This is a genomic window from Bradyrhizobium sp. SZCCHNGR1005 (assembly GCF_032489995.1).
Lineage (GTDB): Bacteria > Pseudomonadota > Alphaproteobacteria > Rhizobiales > Xanthobacteraceae > Bradyrhizobium.
This window is the reverse complement of record NZ_JAUEZC010000001.1, coordinates 785,856-803,472: the sequence shown is the minus strand read 5'-3', so window position 1 is coordinate 803,472 and position 17,617 is coordinate 785,856. Positions and strand designations below refer to the sequence as shown.

Genomic DNA, 17,617 nt, shown 5'->3' with positions numbered 1-17,617 from the left:
GCGGCAACCGTCGACCTGACTGCCGGCTGCATTGCTGCGATCGCGCTGGCGCCAGCTTACTGCTGGGCTTGCAGATGCTGGCTCTGGACCGCCCACGCCCGGGCCGGATCGGGCTCGCGGAGCCTGTTGTCGCGGATGACCGGAGCCACGTCCGATCGCATTACGGATTAGCTGCGCTCGAGGGGAACCGGGCTGTAGGCCGGCACCTGGACCTTCCGACTTCTTTTCTGTCCAGTGCGGTCTCGCCGTATTTGGAGATTAAGAGAAAAACCGGGCGCCTCGGATGAGACGCCCGGTCGCTGTCGTCAGAGCTGAGATGCCGGATCAGGCGCAGTCATCCGATCCTGCATCGTCACGCATCACGGATTGGCGCCGCCGGTGACACCGGTGCAACCGTCCGCGCTGCCGCCCGAGGCGAGGGCGAGGGCGACGCCCGTGCCCGGGGTCAGATAGACGGCCTGGACAGCAGTCAGCCACTGCTTATTCAGCGGCGAGAAGCTGTTGTTGTTCAGGATGTTTTTGACGTTCACATCGCTTGTTGGATACTGATAGTACCAGTTCAGGAAGTTCAGCAGGTTCTGGCCATTGGTCGCGTTGCCATAGCAGCTGTAGGTCGCCATGAACGTGGTGCCCGAGAGCGGATAGGCACCGGTCTGGTTGGTGAGCGGCAGAACCGAGAGGCCGGCCACCGCGACGCCGCCATGGAGCGGTTCGGTCGACGCGAAGTTGATGCCGTAGACGTTCCAGTTCGCCCAGGTCGACGTAGCTGACGGAGGCGTCAGGCGGGTGTCACCCCAGGCAAGGTCCACCGCCGCCGGCGTCGGCGGGATGAAGGTCAGCGTGGTCGCCGCAGTGGCCGGAGTGGTCACGCCTGCGATACGCTGGGCCTCGTTCTGCACCGATGCCGCATACGGCGCGTTGGTTGCGATCGCATAGGGCTTGACGAAGTCGCCGCTGACATAGCCGATGCGGCCCGCCTGCGCCGCGGCCGTGCCGACCGCGGCCTGAACGCCGCCGCTGCCGCTGCTGCCGGCCCAGGCGCCAGCGACGGTCGATGCTGCGTTCCACGGGCCGTTGCCACGGGCCGCGGCGATGTTGGAGATCAGGTTCGAGAAGCTGGTGCTCGGCAGGTTCGCAGCACCGAAGATGGACTTGTACTTGTAGGTGTCGGTCGGGTCGATCAGCGGGCAGACCGCCTTCAGGTAGTTGGTGATGATGAAGCTGGTGCCGCTGCCGTCCGAGCGGTACGCCACCGAGATCGGCAGCGAGGCGCTGGCGTAGGGCTGCGCGGTCCCGACGCCGTTGCCGACGTTGGTGTAGTTGAACGCTTGGTTCACAACGGTGCCCGTGCTGGAAAGCGTCGGGATGGTGGCGACGCTGTTCCAGTCGGTGACCAGGCCCGAGAAGATCGCGCAGAGCTGGGCGCTCGAGAGCTGGATCGCGCCGCCGGTCACGATGGCGCCGCCGGACTTGATCTGCGAGTTGATGGTCAGCAGGGTGCTGTTGACGTTGACCGGGATCGCGACCGGAACCTCGAACGCCGGCAACTGGACCGGGTTGCCCCAGGCAGCCACGTTGAAGCTCACCGGGCTGCTGCTTCCGACGGCGACCTGGGTGGTCGCAGTGGCGCCGCCGCTGGCCCAATTGGCCGACGGAGTGAAGCTGAACGCCGCCGTGGTCAGCGCCGCAAGGGTCGAGGCCAGCGGCGAGTCGGACAGGCCGACGTCGACGCGCGGATAGGGATAGCTGCCGAAATTGGTCGAGTTGAGCGTGTCGACGTACGGCGGCTGGGCGGCCGGGAACGGCGTCGCGACGACGGAGCCCGCGGTCACGTTGCCGCTGTACCACTGCGACGGAGTGTTGCTGATATAGCCGCGGAAGCCGTTGCCCGAACCGACGCCGGCATACATGCCCTGGACGGTGGTGTCGACGCCGGCACAAGCCGCCGGCAGCAGACCCGGGGTCGGGCCGGCCGCATTGAAGCTCGCCGAGAAGCTGAAGCCGTCATTGCCGACCGTCGCGCCGGTGTAGCAGTCGAAGATCTGGCGGAACGCTTCGGAGGCGAGCGTGCTGCCGCCGAAGTAGAGGCCGTTGGTCGCTTGCGCGTTGGCCGGCTGAACGGCCGAGAGCATGGCAGCGGCCGACAGCACCAGCGCCGACGACGTGCCGAGCAGATACTTGGTAGTCGATTGCATGTTCATCTCACTCATCTCGAGGGTTGTAACCATCGGCGCTGCGGCGTCACTCCGTCGTCATGAGATCGACAAGTAAACATCAGGATGTCTGATGTATTATTTGTCGTTTTTTGATAGGCCTAATAGATATATCTAAAATAGGCCTAAGTATCTCCTGCACCGAAGGAATGTTTCCGTTCGTCGATGATTGGCTAACGTCTCATAGACAACTCGAAGATGAGATTCGCGCAGAGAATATTTCTAGCCTTATTTTGAAAAAGCTCTTGGCAATACCGCCTGACGTGATCTATGGAAACGCGGCGCGATCGTGTTGCTTAGTCGTTAATATGCAACCTTTGCGCAAGTGGCGGTGAGGCGGGGCTTCCACATGGAAGACAATTCGAGCGGGCGACTTGCGATTCGCGTGGAGCATGGCGGTCATGCATTGTTGGCCCGCCCGCTGTCGTATGGCGGTCATCATTCGGGGCCTTCGGGCAATGTGAGGCGTGCGCAGGAGCTGCATCAGCAGGGCATCGCGCATGCACGGGAGGAGCGCTGGCGCCAGGCGCTACGCGCATTCAATGAAGCGGTGCGGCTTGCGCCCGATCAGCCCGGCTTCAACTACTGCAAGGGTGTGGCGCTGTGCCGGTTCGATCGCTTCGACGATGCGCGGCACGCCTTCATGGCGGAGCTGCAGGTGACGCCGACGCATGCGCCGGCGCTGGCTGAGATCGGCACCTGTCTTGCGCGCACCGGCCGCCCGCGCGAGGGCATCCCCTATCTGCAGGAAGGCTTGCGGCTGCTGCCGAACATGCCGCTGGCGCAATACAGCCTCGGCCTTGCGCTGCTCACCGAGAACCGGCGCAAGGAGGCGCTGGAGGCGCTCGATCAGGCCGTTGCTCTCGATGCCGGCTACGCCGAGGCCTATCGGACCCGCGGCCTCGCTCATGTGATGGACGGTCAGTTCGACAAGGCGGTCGAGGACCTGCAGGCCGCATCGACCATCGACAGCCAGAACTACAAGGCCATGCTCGAGCTCGGCATGAACTTCGGCGCGGCAGAGCGTCCCCAGCAGGCTGCGCGGCTGTTCGAGCTCGCCGCCGAGAGCGCGCCGAACGTCGCGTTGCCGCAATATCTCTACGGCCACTTCCTGATCAATCAGCGCCAGTTCGAGCGCGGGCTCAGCTATGTCGACCGCGCGCTCGCGCTCGATCCGCTGCAGGCCGAGCATCACATCGCGCGCGGCTTCGGTTTCCTTGGCCAGGGCCGGGTGGAGGACGCCGTCGCAGCCTTTCGGCGTGCCGGCGAGCTCGATCCGGCAAATGCGGCGGTCGCCGGTACGGTCTTGTTTGCGCTCCAGCACAAGCCGGGTGTGACCCGCGAGGAGCTGTTGCGCGAGCACAAGCGCTGGGCCGCGCTGTACCGTCCCAGCATGCCGAACGACCGGCTGGCGTTTGCCAACCCGCCGGATCCGACCCGCAAGCTGCGGCTCGGTCTGGTCTCGGCGGACCTGCATCGGCACGCGGTGTCGTTCCTCACCCTGCGCGCCTTCGAGCAGCTCGCCGCGCTCGGCTATGAGATTTTCTGCTACAAGACCGACAGCAAGATTCAGGATGACGATTTCAGCGAGCGCTACAAGGCGATATCGCTCGCCTGGCGCGACGTGTCGAGCATCGACGATGCGGCGCTCGCGCGACAGGTCGCCGAGGATAGGGTCGATATCCTGTTCGATCTTGCCGGTCACACCGCCGGCAACCGTCTGTCCCTGTTCGCCGGTCGTGCCGCGCCGATCCAGCTCGGCTGGGCCGGCTATGTCGGCACCGTCGGGCTCGATACCTATGACGGCCTGATCGCCGATCCCGTGGAGATTCCGCCGGAGCATGATGCGGGCTATGTCGAGCGGGCGATCCGGCTGCCGGATTGCTACGTCTGCTACCAGCCGCCGATCGGCGCGCCCGATGTGGCGTCGCTGCCGAGCGAGACGAGCGCGTGTTTCACCTTCGGTTGCTTCAATCGTCCGGCCAAGCTCAACGCCGAGGTGGGCAAGGCGTGGGCGCGCATTCTCGCCGAGGTACCGGATTCGCGCATCCTGATGGTCTATGGCGGTCTCGGGGAGGCCTCTACGCGCGAGGCCGTCTACGCCGTGCTGGAGCGCGGCGGCCTTTCGCGCGAGCGCGTCGAACTCGTCGGGGAGAGCGAGCAGGCCAAGCTGCTCGAAGCCTATGGCGAGGTCGATCTGGCGCTCGATCCGTTTCCTTATTCGGCCGGCGTCACCACGCTCGAAGCCATGTGGATGGGCGTGCCGACGGTGACTTTCGCCGGCGACACTTTCGCCGGTCGTCACTCGGCCACGCATCTGACTGCCGCGGGCCTCGGCCAGTTCTGCACCTCGAGCGTCGACGATTATGTCGCGCTTGCCGTCGAATGGGCGCGACGGCGCGGTGAACTGGCGGAGCTTCGCCGCTCTCTGCGCGAACGGGTGGCGGCGTCGCCGCTCTGCGACGCGCCGCGCTTTGCCGACAATCTGTCGCGCGCCCTGATGCAGCTCTGGACCGAGTGGTGCGCCGCGCGCAGCGCCGCCTGACGCCGGCCTCTGAAGCTTCGTTTGGGGGCGCACGGCTGCTGAACTGTTTGTGAGGCGGGCACGGAAGGGACGTGGTGATGGCGGGAGCGGAGACCTCTGAGGCGCAGGCATCGAGAGCCGCGGCGGCCATGCTGAAGCAGGCCTCGACCGAGCGCCAGGCCGAATTCGCGCAAGCCGTGTTGGACCGCGCTTTCGCGCTGTTCCGCAACGGTCAGCTCGACAGTGCGGATGTGCTGCTCGAAACCATGGAGCAGGAGCTCGTGGTCCGGCAGCGGGTCATGCACCTGCGCGGTGTGATCGCTCTGTATCGCGGCGAGGACGAGAACGCGCTCGATTTCCTGGAAGAGGCGATCAGGCTTGAACCCGCCGACGCGGACGCGCACGCCAATCTCGGCGGGCTGCTGTTGAAGTCGGGGCAATATCCGCAGGCGCTGGCGGCCTATGCCGCTGCCTTGACGCTGCAGCCGGATAACGCCGCGGCGCGGCTCGGCCTGCCGCGCGCCTTGGCCGGCTCCGACCTGCCCGATCTTGCCGTCGCCGCCTTTCGCGACGGACTCACGGCCTCGCCCGAACCGGCCGAGGCGCCTGCGGCTGCGGCGCTGGCAGAATTGCTCGACGCGCATGGCGGGCGCGAAGATGCCAAGGCGCTGTTGGACGAGATGCTGGCGCGCCATCCAGACCATGAGGCGTTGCTTCGGATCGCGCACGAACCTGCCGAACCGGCCGATGGCGCCGAAGAGGCTGCAGGCGCCGTGGATATGGCCGCCAACGCCGACCGGGGGACCGATCCGGTGACGGCCGTAGCGCTGCGGATGACTGCGACGCCGCGTGTCGCCAGCGCCACGCTGTGCGAGGCCCTGTTCATGGAAGGCTGCCGCCACCATCGCGGCGGTGATATCGCGCGTTCGAGGCGGTTCTTCGAGCGCATTCTCGAGATCGATCCGGCTCACGTCAACGCGCTGTGCAATCTCGGATCGATCACCCTGGCGCGCGGCGACGTCGCGCGAGCGCAGATCTTGTTGCAATCTGCCGTAACCCTGGCGCCCGGGCTCGCGCCGGCGCGGATCGCTTTCGCCGATGCCTTGATGGCCGGCGGCAGGTTCGAGCAGGCGGGGGTTCATTATCGCAAAGCATTGGAGCTCCTTCCCGACAGCGACTTGGCGCACGCGCAATATGCGATGGCGCTGCGGCAACTCGGCGATCTCGACGGCGCGATGACGCATTTTCTCGCGGCGACCAGGATCAATCAGCAGCAGTCGCCGCGGTTCTACGAAGGCCTGGGCCGGACCTGTGCCGCGCGCGGCAATTCGCAAGGGGCCGAGATCAGCCTGAAGCACGCGCTCGCGCTCGATCGAAGGTGCGTGAGCGCCCATCATGCGCTTGGCGAGTTGTATCTGGGGCTTGGCCGGCCGGCCGACGCGGAAGCCGCGTTTCGCGCCGCGCTCGCTCTCGATCCGAGCGATACCGACGCGCAAAGCGGTGTGGAACGCGCGCGCTCTGTACGCGCGTGCGAGGCAAGCGGAGCGCCGTAACATGCGTGTAGTTCGCGCAACTAATGCAGGGCCTGCGAGTGCCGTCTTGCGACGAGGCGCGGGGCCTGTGTCTGTTGTGGCCGTACAGTCCAGTCGATCGCGCGATGCATCACTCATCGTGCGTTGTATGTGTTGGCGGTCGCGAGCATCGCGCGATGTCGCTTCCGCGGTTGAGTTCATTGCTATGTCATCAACTTTGGTTATGAACAGCGCGGCTGAACTCAAGCGAGTAGAACGCTGCGGCCGGGGATGGGGTCCCAGCTATGAGCGACACCAATCGAGCGGCGTTGCTCAGCCTTCTCGTCGCGAGCTACGACGATCTCAGATCGCGCTTGGTGCGACGTGCCGGTTCTGCGGAGCTGGCGGACGAGGCGCTTCAGGATACATTCCTGCGCCTTTCGAACGCGACGGGAATAGGACCGGTCCGCGATCTGAAGGCATATCTGTTTCGGGTTGCGCTGAGCATCGTCAGCAATCGGCGCGTCGCGGAACGTCGTCGTCGCACCGTATCGGAAGGCGATGCAGTGTTCGAGATGGTGGACGACAAGCCGGGACCCGATCGGGTGATCGAGGCGCGTTCCGAGATCGGCGCACTGAAGCGGGTGATTTCGGAAATGCCGCCCCGCCGCCGCGAGATGTTCATGGCGACCTTTGTCGACGAAGTGCCGTTGCGGGAAACGGCGCTGCGCTTCGGCGTCAGCGTCCGGACCGTGCAGGTGGAGCTCAAACAGGCGTTGGTCCATTGCGCGGCGCGCCTCGAACGGACGACGCAGGACTCGCCGCCGCTCCGGCCCCGGAATCACGTCTATCAGCAAGGTCGCGCGCTCCGTGCAGTGTACTGGACCCGGACAGTTGCTATCGGCGATCAGTCGTGCGCGGCAACGCCGGACGAGCCGTTGTGAATTTGCGCGCCTCGGCTGGGAATCCTCGCCCGGATGTCCTGGCCGGAAGGTGCCGGCACGCCCGTTGGGGCCATGAGGTCGGACGCGCATGAGCTTGGCTGCGCAGAAGAGAAAGCTTGCAATGCCGCGGCCGCTGCCGGCCGATTTCATGACGCATCTCGCCGCGCGAGGTGCGTTGCGCGACGGGCAGGGCGCTGCGGTCGCGCGGGCGTCCCGTCAAGGCGATGGGCTCTCCGGGCCGCCCGATTGGAGTGCGTTGACCAAGCTCACGGCATCGACGCTGGCCGATGAGCTCGCAAGCTTCTACGGTTGCAGCCGGGTGAAGCGCGACGATCTCACGCAGAACCGTTTTGCCGGCGGCGACATGTCGATGCGCTTCCTGAAGGAAGGCCGGTTGTTTCCTTATGAGAGTGCAGGCGGCGCGTTCAAGCTGGCCGTGGCCGCGCCGATCGACGACGAAACGCTGCGATCGATCGAAATCGCGTTGCGCGAGCCAGTGGTGTTGGCGGTGGCCACCGCCGACGATATCGATGCGGCGCTGTCGCTGCAACTTGAGGCGGAGCAGAGCCAGGCTGCGCCGCAGGCCAGCTCGCATGCGGGTGAGGACGACCTCGACAACCTTCGCGACCTCGCGCGCGGCGCGCCGGTCGTGCGCGCGCTGGACGATCTGTTTCGAATGGCGGCCGAGCAGCGCGCGACCGATCTGCACATCGAGCCCAACGGCGAAGGCCTGCAGGTGCGGCTGCGGGTCGATGGCATGCTCAAGAACGTCCCGGCGCCGCCGATGAGCATGGCCAAGGGCATCCTGTCGCGTCTGAAGATCCTGGCCGGCCTCAACATTATCGAACGCCGTTTGGCCCAGGACGGCCGGGCGCATATCGCGGTCGGCGGCACCGAGATCGATCTGCGCGTCGCCACCATGCCGACCATGCATGGGGAGTGCGCCGTGATCCGCCTGTTGCGCAAGGGCTCGGGCCTCGCCGCGCTGAACCAGATCGGGCTCAGCCCCCGCGACGAAGCCATCCTGCGCAAGGCGTTGCTCGCGCCTTATGGCATGGTCATCGTGACCGGGCCGACCGGCTCCGGCAAGACCACCACGCTCGCCGCGTCGCTCGCCGTCATCAACGAGCCGACGCGCAAGATCCTGACCATCGAGGATCCGGTCGAATACCAGATCCCCGGCATCAACCAGACCCAGGTCCATCCTGCGATCGGACTGACTTTTGCATCGGCGCTGCGTTCGTTCATGCGGCTCGATCCCGACGTCATCATGGTCGGCGAAATGCGGGATTCCGAAACCGCGCATATCGGCGTGCATGCCGCGCTTACCGGGCATCTGGTGCTGACGACATTGCACACCAACACCGCAGCCGGCGCGATCACGCGGCTGATCGACATGGGAATCGAAAGTTTTCTGTTGGCCTCCTGTGCGCGGGTGATCGTGGCGCAGCGCCTGGTGCGCATCCTCTGCGACCATTGCAAGGAGGCCTGTCGCCTGACGGCTGCAGAGATCGCCGCCGACGAGCGTTATGCCGCGCTCGGCATCGAACCGGGGGAGACCGTCTGCCGGCCGAAGGGCTGCGAGTGGTGCGGCTTCACCGGCTTTCGCGGCCGCAAGGGCGTGTTCGAGATCATGGAGATCGGCCCCGCGCTGCGGCGTGCAATCGGTCCGAAGACGGACGCCAGCGATCTCGAAGCCGCGGCGCGTCGCGAAGGCATGACGACGATGACGCAGGACGGCATCATCAAGCTCCGCGCCGGGCAGACCACGCTCGACGAGATCTTTCGCCTCACCACGAGCCTGTAGCGGTCATGCCCCATTATCGCTACCGCGCGCTGACCCGGGCCGGAGAGATCATCCTCGGCGACGTCGAGGCGCCCTCGCGCGAGGAGGTGCTGCGGCGGATCGAGTATCTCGGCCACCTTCCGGTCGAGGCGGAAATCGCCGGCGGCGGCGTGACACGAACCAATATCGTCAGCCGAGGATCGCTCGGCGGTCGCGAGCTGACGACGTTCCTGCGGCTGCTTGCGCTCCTGCTGCGGTCCGGATTGAATCTCGAAGCCTCGCTGCAGACGCTGGAGGACGATACCAACAAGTCGGTGGCGCGCTTTGCGGGCGGCCTTCGCTCCGCCGTGTCCGGCGGCGACGGCTTTGCCGAGGCGCTGGAGCGGCAGGCCGCGCTGCTCGAGCCGATGTATATCGCCATGGTCCGGGCCGGCGAGGCGTCGGGCAAGCTCGAAATCGTCCTGCGCGCGATCGTCGAGGACCGGACCCGGCGCGAGCAGATGTCGCAACGGATCACCACCGCGGTCCGCTATCCGCTGTTCCTGGTCGGAGCGGCGATCGTGATCCTGTTCTTCTTCCTGCTTTACGTGGTGCCGCAGTTCGAGCCCATCTTCAGCGAGATGCAGGGCCATTTGAATGCGGGGGCGGCATTCGCGCTCACCGCCTCGACCTGGTTGCGCGCCCATCTCGACCTGCTGCTCGGCGTCGGCACCGGCGTGCTGCTGGTCGGCTGGCTCGTCCTGCGGCAGCCGGCGGCGCGAGCGCGACTGATGGCCACGTTCACGGCACTGCCGGGAATTGCCGGGCTGATGCACGATCGGCGCGCCGCGCGCTTCATCGGCACGCTCGGGCTCCTGGTGGAGAACGGCGTGGCGCTGCCGGCCGCGCTCAAGATCCTGCGCGACGTCGTGAGCGAGCCCGATTATGTCGCCGCGGTCGAGCAGGTGCATGAGCAGGTCCGCAACGGCCGCCGCTTCATCGAGGCGCTGGCCGACAGCGACCTGGTGCCGCCGCTGGCCGTGCGCATGCTCCGCGTCGGCGACGAGACCGGCGACCTTTCGGCGATCGCGCAGCACGCATCGCAGTTCTACGAGCAGCGGCTCGCCATCGGTCTCGATCGCATGATGGGTGCGATCGGCCCGGTCACCATCATCCTGGTCAGTATCGGCATCGGCTCGTTGATCGTCTCCATCATGAGCGCTTTGCTGAGCATCACCGAGCTCGCCAAATGACGGACTCCATCACGACCGATCCGCGCGCCGGCTCGACCTTGATCGAGATGATGGCGGTCATGGTGATCATCGCCATGCTGGCCTCCCTGGTCGGCGTGCTGCTGCCCGGCACCGGCCGCGGCCGGCTGAAGGCGCTCACATTGCAGACGGCCGCGATGATGCGGCGTGAGCGTCTCGTGGCGGTGCTCACCGGAAGCAGCCGCCGCATCTCGCTCGATACGAGCGCGCGTACGCTCGTCGGAGACAGCGGGGTGATCGCGATTCCGCGCGACGTGGTGGTCGATGTGGTCGGCGTGGACGAAACGTGGGCGGGACGGCAGGCGGTGGTGCGGTTCGAGCCGGATGGCGCTTCGACCGGCGCCGCGGTCAAATTCTCCTGGGACAAGGTGCGTTATGAGGTCGATGTCTCCTGGTACAACGGCCGCGTCGCGGTCGATCTTCAATGAACGCCGCGCCGCTCGCGCAGGGTTCACGCTGATCGAGGCGCTGGTGGCGATGACGCTGCTGCTCGCCTTCGTCTCCGTGCTGGGGCCTCAGCTGTTCCACGCGCGCCGCATTGCCGATCGCATCGACGGGCGGATCGCGGCGCAGGCGCTGCTGCGCTCCCTGCTCGACGCGCCGCCGGACCGTGTCGCGCTTTCGCGGGGACCTCGCGACGGCGAAACCGGCGGCATGCGCTGGCGCATCACCGCGGAGCCGATGTTCATCGACGCCATGATCCCGCCGAAGGCTGAGTTGGTCCCGGCCAAGACCGCGAAGCCGGACGCACCCGTCGAGAAGCGCCCGAACTGGATCGCCTATCACCTGACCGCGACAGTGTCCTGGGCGCCGGGGCGAACGGTCACTGCCGACACATTGCAGCTGGGCCTGCCTGGGGAAGATCAATGATCATCCTCCGGCTTCCCGCGCGCCGCCAAGCCGAGCACGGCTTTACCCTGATCGAAGTGCTGGCGGCGCTTGCCATCGGGGCGGCGGTGATCGCGGGCGTGGCGGCGTTGATCCACAATGTCGCGCTCAACTTCGATCGGGGCACCGGCCTTGCGGGCAAAGCGGATCAGCTGCTGCTGGCGGCGGAGCGGATCGGCGCGGATCTGGGGTCGGCGCGCCAGCTTCCGCGCGGGCGCGACGCCAAGGCGGGCGTGGCCTTTGTCGGCGAGCCGGGGCAGCTGAGGTTCATCGCTGCGGGTGGGGTTGCTGCCGGACCGCAAGGTGAGGAGGTGGTCAGTCTCACGGTCGAGGATGTCGAGGGGACTGCTCATCTGATCCGACGCCGCGCGCCGTGGTCCGGGCCGCGTACGCTGTTCGAGAGCCTGGCCCTACGCGACCCGATCGATCTGATCGAAGGCAATGTCGATATCGCTTTCGCGTTTGGCAGCTTCGGAGCCGACGGCAATCTGATCTGGAGCGACAGCTGGCGCAGCCAGCCGCTGCTGCCTCGGCTGGTTCGGCTCACGATCCGGGATCGGGCCAGCGGCGCCGAGCTGCTTCCGGGTCTTGCGTTCCGGCTGCGCTCCGACGCGCCGCTTGGCTGCGCCCAGGCCGATGCGAGCGCCGATTGCCTGAAGGCAGGCGCGCCGACGCAGGCTGCGCCAAAGCAGGATCGACCCAGGACTGAGCCCGCTGGAGCGCGTGGATGAGTGTGCGGGATCGCGAGCGCGGAATGGTTCTGTTCGCCGTGCTGTGGGCGATTGCGTTCTGCTCGGTGCTGGTGATGGCGACGTCGATGACCTTCCGCAGCCTTGCCGGGATCGTGGCGATCGACCGCGACCGTGTCCAGGCCGATGTGCTGCTCAGCGCCGGGCTGGAGGTCGCGGCCGGCATGTCCGCTGCGCTCAAGGATGCGCCGCTCACCGCGCGCAGTACCGTCGTGACCTTGCCGACCGGGGAGGTGCGTGTGAGTGTCGGCGACGAGACCGGCCGCATCGATATCGGCCGGGCGCCTGCCGACGTGCTGGCTTCGCTGCTGCGCCATGTCGGCGCCGATGATGACGAGGCCGACGCTCTGGCGAAGGCCATCGTGGCGCTGCGCGATCAGGATCACGCTGCGCCGCCCGCAGACGGCGCGCAGCGCCAGCGGTCGGTGGTTGACAAGAAGCCCGAGCAGCCTACCGCTCCACAAGCGCAGTCGCCGTTCAGCGACATCCGGCAGCTCGCCGCGGTGCCCGGCATACGGCTGGAATGGATCACGGCGATGGCGCCCTTGATCACCGTCTATGGCAGCGAGGCTGTGAACCCCTTGACCGCCCCAGTCGCGGTGATCAGGGCGCTGCCGTTCTTTGAGGAAGCCCGCATGGAGAGCTTTCTTGCGACGCGCGGGACGCCGCTGGTGGATGGCGAGCGGCTCGGCTTTCTGCTTGGCCGCACCCAGCAATATCTGAAGGTTCAGCAGAGATCGGTGATCTCGGTCGAGCTCGCGGCGCGCACCACGGACGGATATTCGGTCAAAGCGAGGGCTTTCATCGTCCTGCTCAAGGGCGACAAACAGCCCTATCGTGTTCTGGCCTGGAATCCTGGCGGACGGCGCGTTGCGCGAGACGCCGCGATGGTGTCGGGGGATACCGATGGACCTTGAGACGATCGCAAAGGCCTGGATCGATCATCTCGCGCGGCTCTGGCTTGGCTGGCGCGACCGGCGCCGCGCCCGCAACTGGCTCAAGCTTCGTCAGGACGATGACGATCTGATCGTGCGGCAGAGCGACGGGACGCAGCAGACCTGGCCCGGCGCCTTGTCGCCGGGAGCCGCCCTTCCGGGCGAGCTTGCGCGCTCGGCGCAGCGCGCTTTCGTGATGCTGGAGCTCGGCAGCGAGGAGATCGTCTCGCGCCGCATGAGCGTGCCTGCGCAGGCCCGCGAACTGTTGCCCGGCATCGTTCGCAACCAGATCGAACGGCTCTCGCCCTGGCGCGCAACCCAGGCCTGTTACGGCTTCGATGTCCAGGATAGTGCCGAGCCAAATCACCTCGATGTCCGGGTTCTGATCACGCCGCGCGCGGTCGTCGACGACGCGCGTCATCGCATGGCGGCACTGGGCCTGCACGTCGACGCGGTCGTCGCCGGCGGAGCATCGGCGGGAGCAGCCAACGGCATCACGCTGTGGTCGCGGCTTGCGGATGCCGACGGTACACGCCTGATCCGGCTGCGCTGGATCATCGGCGGTGCGATGGCTGCGGCAGTTGGCCTCGCCGTGGTCCTGAATGTCTGGGCGTTCATGGCGGCCGCGGCGGCTGATGCCGAGAGCGGCGAGATCGTCGCAGAGATCGCCAGACTGCAGCGCCAGGTCAAAGGCACTTACTCGCCGCAGTCGATCGCATCGCTGCCGGCCGCCGAACGGGCATGGGCGCTGAAGGAGACCTCGCTGGTGTCGGCGATCGTGATCGAGGCGCTGTCGCGGGTGCTGCCCGACAGCGCCTATCTGACCGAGCTGAACATCGACGGTTCGACGGTGCGGATCGCCGGTATTGCCACGGACGCGCCCGCGCTGATCGCGCCGCTCGAACAATCAGGCCAGTTCAAGGACGTTCATTTCTACGCACCGACCACGCGCAGCGCCGATGGCGCCCGTTTCATCTTTCACATCGAGGCGCGCGTCGAGCCGCATCCGACGATGGCCGGAGGCTGACATGCCGAAGCTGAACCTCAAGCTGAAGCTTGACCTCAACCGCGAGCAGCTGCTTGCGGCCGGCGCCTTCGGCGCGCTGCTGCTGATCTGCATGCTCACCACTGCCAACGCGCTGCAGACCTGGATCGAAGCGGCGCAAAGCCTTGGCGAGCGCCGCGATCAGCTCGCGAGCCTGCAGTCGCGCGTCGGCGCGACGGTCAAGCAGCGCAAGTCGCAAGCCATGGCGGCGCCTGCGCTCGCCTTTCTCGACGCGCCGACCGGCGGGCTCGCAGCGGCGCAATTCCAGGCCTATCTGTCGCAGCTGATCGCGGATCAGAAGGCGGTCCTGGTTTCATCGGGGATTCAGGCCGCCGAGCGCGACGACAAGAGCGATGCGATCAAGCTCCAGCTCGCACTGACGGCGACGATCCCTGCGCTGCAGGAGCTGCTGTACCGGCTGGAGAGCGGAATGCCCTATGTGTTCGTGGATTCGCTTCTGATGCAGCTCGGTGGCTCGACCGAGCGCAACGCGGCCGATCCGGTGTTGAAGGTCACGCTGACAGTGCATGCGTTCTGGCGCCGCCCGAGCGCTTGAGCGGCGCGCCGCAACCGCCGCACTTACTCTGCCGCTTCGGCCGCCGTGTTCACCAGGCGCCGGAAATAGGCGATGGTCTTCTGCAGGCCCTCGTCGAGCTGGACGCGTGGCATCCAGTCGAGCACGGTGCGGGCCAGCGAAATGTCGGGCTGGCGCTGGCGCGGATCGTCTGCAGGCAGCGGCTTGAAGATCAGCGAGCTGCGCGATCCCGTCAGCGCGATCACGCGCTCGGCCAGCTCGCGGATGGTGAACTCGTTGGGATTGCCGATATTGATCGGGCCGGTGAAGTCGTCCGGCGTGTCCATGGTCTGGATCATGCCCTCGATCAGGTCGTCGACGTAGCAGAAGCTGCGCGTCTGGTTGCCGTCGCCATAGATGGTGATGTCCTCGCCGCGCAGGGCCTGCACGATGAAATTCGACACCACCCGACCATCGTTCGGATGCATTCGCGGCCCGTAGGTGTTGAAGATCCTGACGACCTTGATGCGCAAGCCGTGCTGGCGCCAGTAATCGAAAAACAAGGTCTCGGCGCAGCGTTTGCCTTCGTCGTAACAGGAGCGGATCCCGATCGGATTGACGCGGCCCCAATAGCTTTCGGGCTGCGGGTGGATTTCCGGGTCGCCATAGACCTCGGAGGTCGAGGCCTGCAGGATCTTTGCCTTTACGCGCTTGGCGAGGCCGAGCATGTTGATCGCGCCATGGACGCTGGTCTTGGTCGTCTGCACCGGATCGAACTGATAGTGGACCGGCGAGGCCGGGCAGGCGAGATTATAGATCTGGTCGACCTCGACATAGAGCGGGAACGTCACGTCGTGACGCATCACCTCGAAATACGGATTGCCGATCAGATGCGCGATGTTGGCCCGGCGGCCGGTGAAGTAGTTGTCGACGCAGAGCACGTCGTCGCCGCGATCGAGCAGGCGTTCGCACAGATGCGAGCCGAGAAATCCGGCGCCGCCGGTCACCAGCACCCGGGCCACGTCAGTCCTTCCTTATGATCGGAACGGCGGCGGAATCCGTCGGCCAGGCCCACGGCCGCGGCGTGGTCGGAACGAAACCCGCGATATGCGAGCAATCGCCGCTCTGGGAGCCAAACACGGTCCACTGCGTCACCTTCCAGAGCGTCCGTCGGCGCAGGTTCGCGCCGGCGATGACGCAATTGTTCCAGGGCGCGACAACGAACTGGATGTCGTAACAGCCGGCGGGCAGGTTCGAGACCGTTGCAAGCCGGGACGGCGCAAGCGGCTCGGCGAGCTGGTCGGGGCCCCACTGCCGCACATGACAGGGCGAGACATAGAGGTGCTGCAGATGGACGGGCGATGCGTTGACGATGGAGAATTCGGCCGCCTGCACGCACGACGACGTTGCTGATAGCGACGTGATCGCCGCGACCGATGCCCAGACAAGCGCGCGACACGCCGCGAGCCGGATGCGCATCCCATGTCGTCGGCCTATCATCGCTGCACTGTCCCGCTGCCTTGTTGGACAGCAGTAGCAGCCTGCCATTGCAGATTTGTGGCACCTACAACGTGTGCAGGAATTTCAAACAACTGTCATCGCGTGAAATCGCCGATGTCGGCGCTGCTACGCCGTGACCTCGACGCGGCTTCCGTCAGGCATGGCGATCACCGCCTCGTAGAAGCCGTCGCCGGTCGTGCGTGGCGCCGAGACGAGGACGCCATCGACCGCGCAACGTTCAGCGAGCGCATCGACGTCAGCCGCACTGCCGAGCGCAACGGCGACGTGATCCCAACCGATGCAGTCAGACGCATTCGCACCGGCAAGCCACGGGCCGGTCATGAGTTCGATCCGCGTGCCGCCACCGGGCAGCGTGGCGAAGCGCGAGACGAAGCCGGCGCGGCGCGTGCTGTGATATGCCGGGCTCACGGTTGCATGGAAGTAGCGTTGCCAGAACGCTGCTGCGGCGTCGAGATCGCTGGTCCAGAGCGCGACATGGGCGAGATGCATAGGGAGGTCCGTTCAGTTCTGTTCCGCGCCGGCGCGCTGCGCCGACAACGTCACGATGCCGAGCAGCGCGGCCAGCATCCAGAATGCCGCCTGCAGGCTGACGAACTCGGCGACGAAGCCGATCGCTGCGGGTCCTAACAGAACGCCGGAATAGCCCGTCGTGGTGACCGCTGCGACGGCGAGGCTGACCGGCATGGCGTCCTGCGTGCCTGCCTTACGGAACAGGATCGGGACGAGGTTGGATGCGCCGAGGCCGATCAACAGAAAGCCGGTGATGGCGACGGCGGCAAAGGGAATGGTGAGCAGGACGACGAAGCCCGCGATTGCGATCAGGCTGCCCCAGAACAGGGTGGCGCGGTCGCCGGTGCGGCTCACGATGGCATCGCCGCCGAGCCGGCCCGCCGTCATGGCGATCGAGAACAGCATGTAGCCGAGGCCCGCTTGCGCCTTGGGCAGGTGGTCCGCAGCCGTGAGCAGCAGCGCGCCCCAGTCGAGCATGGCGCCTTCGACCAGAAACATGATGCCGGCCAAGGCGGCCAGCAGCACCACGAAGCCATGTGGGAGAACGAAGAGCGGTCCGGCCTCGGACGGCCGCGCGCGCAGGAGCCGCGGCGTGGTGAGCCCCATGGCTAGGCCCATGAGGCTCGAGCAGACGAGGGTGCTGATCAGCGCATCGGCCCCCATGGCCAGCAACAGCGTCATCATGCCGGCTCCGACGAAGCCGCCGATGCTGAACTGGGCATGAAAGCCTGACATCAGCGGCCGTCCTTCGGCACGCTCGACTTCGATCGCATGAACGTTCACGGCGACGTCGAGCGAGCCCAGCGAGGCGCCGAAGGCGAATAATGCGGCTCCCAGCATTGCCGGCGTGGCTGCAAATGCCAGCAGGGGCAGGATGATTGCGAGCCCAAAGCCGCCCGCGACGATGATCGGCTTGCTGCCAAGGCGGCTCGTCAGCACGCCCGTCAGCAGCATTGCGGCCACCGCGCCGATGCCGAGGCAGAGCAGAAGCAGGCCTAGCGTCGCATCATCGACCGCGAGCCGCTGCTTGGCGAACGGCACCAGCGGTGCCCAGCAAGCGATGCCGAACCCGGCGACGAAGAACCCGAGCCGTGTCGCGAGCTTGGCCGCGCGCTGAACAGAAGACGACATGATGAACTCTCAGGCTAGGGCGCAGGGCGCTCGTCCCGCAAGTGGGGACAGGTGAGCGACGAGCAGGTGCGATCCGCGTTCATCGGGCCGCATGAT

The 17,617-nt window shown here is 66.4% G+C and carries 16 protein-coding genes; 11 read left to right on the top strand and 5 right to left on the bottom strand.

Annotated elements, in window-relative coordinates:
* Positions 1-359: 359 nt before the first annotated feature.
* Positions 360-2,195 carry a substrate-binding domain-containing protein gene (locus QXZ85_RS03755; RefSeq protein WP_315700764.1) on the bottom strand — a complete coding sequence of 612 codons (1,836 nt, stop codon included), beginning with the start codon at positions 2,193-2,195 and terminating at the stop codon, positions 360-362.
* A gap of 367 nt (positions 2,196-2,562) precedes the next feature.
* Here QXZ85_RS03755 and QXZ85_RS03750 point away from each other — a divergent pair, with 367 nt between their 5' ends.
* The 11 genes from QXZ85_RS03750 to gspM all read left to right on the top strand — a co-directional run bounded on the left by QXZ85_RS03750 (position 2,563) and on the right by gspM (position 14,401).
* Positions 2,563-4,758 (top strand): tetratricopeptide repeat protein, encoded by a 2,196-nt coding sequence (locus QXZ85_RS03750; RefSeq protein ID WP_315767336.1) that lies wholly within the window; start codon positions 2,563-2,565, stop codon positions 4,756-4,758.
* 77 nt (positions 4,759-4,835) lie between these two features.
* Positions 4,836-6,290 carry a tetratricopeptide repeat protein gene (locus tag QXZ85_RS03745; protein WP_315767337.1) on the top strand — a complete coding sequence of 485 codons (1,455 nt, stop codon included), beginning with the start codon at positions 4,836-4,838 and terminating at the stop codon, positions 6,288-6,290.
* Between the two features lie 263 nt (positions 6,291-6,553).
* Positions 6,554-7,192: an RNA polymerase sigma factor gene (locus QXZ85_RS03740; protein ID WP_315700761.1), complete on the top strand. Its 639-nt coding sequence runs from the start codon at positions 6,554-6,556 to the stop codon at positions 7,190-7,192.
* 88 nt (positions 7,193-7,280) lie between these two features.
* Entirely contained in the window at positions 7,281-8,999 is a 1,719-nt protein-coding gene (locus QXZ85_RS03735; protein ID WP_315765887.1) for a GspE/PulE family protein, read from the top strand.
* Positions 9,000-9,004: 5 nt separating this feature from the next.
* A complete protein-coding gene (locus QXZ85_RS03730) occupies positions 9,005-10,210 on the top strand; it encodes a type II secretion system F family protein (protein WP_315767339.1) in 1,206 nt (401 codons plus the stop codon).
* Positions 10,207-10,656: a type II secretion system protein gene (locus QXZ85_RS03725; RefSeq protein ID WP_315765891.1), complete on the top strand. Its 450-nt coding sequence runs from the start codon at positions 10,207-10,209 to the stop codon at positions 10,654-10,656. The genes QXZ85_RS03730 and QXZ85_RS03725 overlap by 4 nt, the downstream gene beginning before the upstream one ends.
* The gene (locus tag QXZ85_RS03720) at positions 10,613-11,098 is read left to right on the top strand and encodes a type II secretion system protein (RefSeq protein WP_316173400.1); all 486 of its coding nucleotides are present in this window, start codon (positions 10,613-10,615) and stop codon (positions 11,096-11,098) included. Before QXZ85_RS03725 ends, QXZ85_RS03720 begins: the two co-directional genes overlap by 44 nt.
* On the top strand, positions 11,095-11,847 hold the full coding sequence (locus tag QXZ85_RS03715; protein WP_315700756.1) for a prepilin-type N-terminal cleavage/methylation domain-containing protein: 753 nt from the start codon (positions 11,095-11,097) through the stop codon (positions 11,845-11,847). Before QXZ85_RS03720 ends, QXZ85_RS03715 begins: the two co-directional genes overlap by 4 nt.
* Positions 11,844-12,782, top strand: coding sequence for a type II secretion system protein GspK (locus QXZ85_RS03710; RefSeq protein WP_315700755.1), 939 nt, complete (start codon positions 11,844-11,846; stop codon positions 12,780-12,782). Before QXZ85_RS03715 ends, QXZ85_RS03710 begins: the two co-directional genes overlap by 4 nt.
* Complete coding sequence (locus QXZ85_RS03705) at positions 12,772-13,827, top strand: PilN domain-containing protein (protein ID WP_315700754.1); 1,056 nt, start codon at positions 12,772-12,774, stop codon at positions 13,825-13,827. The genes QXZ85_RS03710 and QXZ85_RS03705 overlap by 11 nt, the downstream gene beginning before the upstream one ends.
* 1 nt (position 13,828) lies before the next feature.
* Entirely contained in the window at positions 13,829-14,401 is a 573-nt protein-coding gene (gene gspM / locus QXZ85_RS03700; RefSeq protein ID WP_315700753.1) for a type II secretion system protein GspM, read from the top strand.
* Between the two features lie 23 nt (positions 14,402-14,424).
* Here gspM and QXZ85_RS03695 read toward each other — a convergent pair whose 3' ends face one another.
* The 4 genes from QXZ85_RS03695 to QXZ85_RS03680 all read right to left on the bottom strand — a co-directional run bounded on the left by QXZ85_RS03695 (position 14,425) and on the right by QXZ85_RS03680 (position 17,521).
* On the bottom strand, positions 14,425-15,381 hold the full coding sequence (locus tag QXZ85_RS03695; protein WP_315744746.1) for a UDP-glucuronic acid decarboxylase family protein: 957 nt from the start codon (positions 15,379-15,381) through the stop codon (positions 14,425-14,427).
* 1 nt (position 15,382) lies between these two features.
* Positions 15,383-15,838, bottom strand: a complete 456-nt coding sequence (locus QXZ85_RS03690; protein ID WP_315700751.1) for a hypothetical protein — start codon at positions 15,836-15,838, stop codon at positions 15,383-15,385.
* A gap of 147 nt (positions 15,839-15,985) precedes the next feature.
* The gene (locus QXZ85_RS03685) at positions 15,986-16,369 is read right to left on the bottom strand and encodes a VOC family protein (protein WP_315700750.1); all 384 of its coding nucleotides are present in this window, start codon (positions 16,367-16,369) and stop codon (positions 15,986-15,988) included.
* Positions 16,370-16,381: 12 nt separating this feature from the next.
* Entirely contained in the window at positions 16,382-17,521 is a 1,140-nt protein-coding gene (locus QXZ85_RS03680; protein ID WP_315700749.1) for an MFS transporter, read from the bottom strand.
* Between the last annotated feature and the right edge of the window lie 96 nt (positions 17,522-17,617).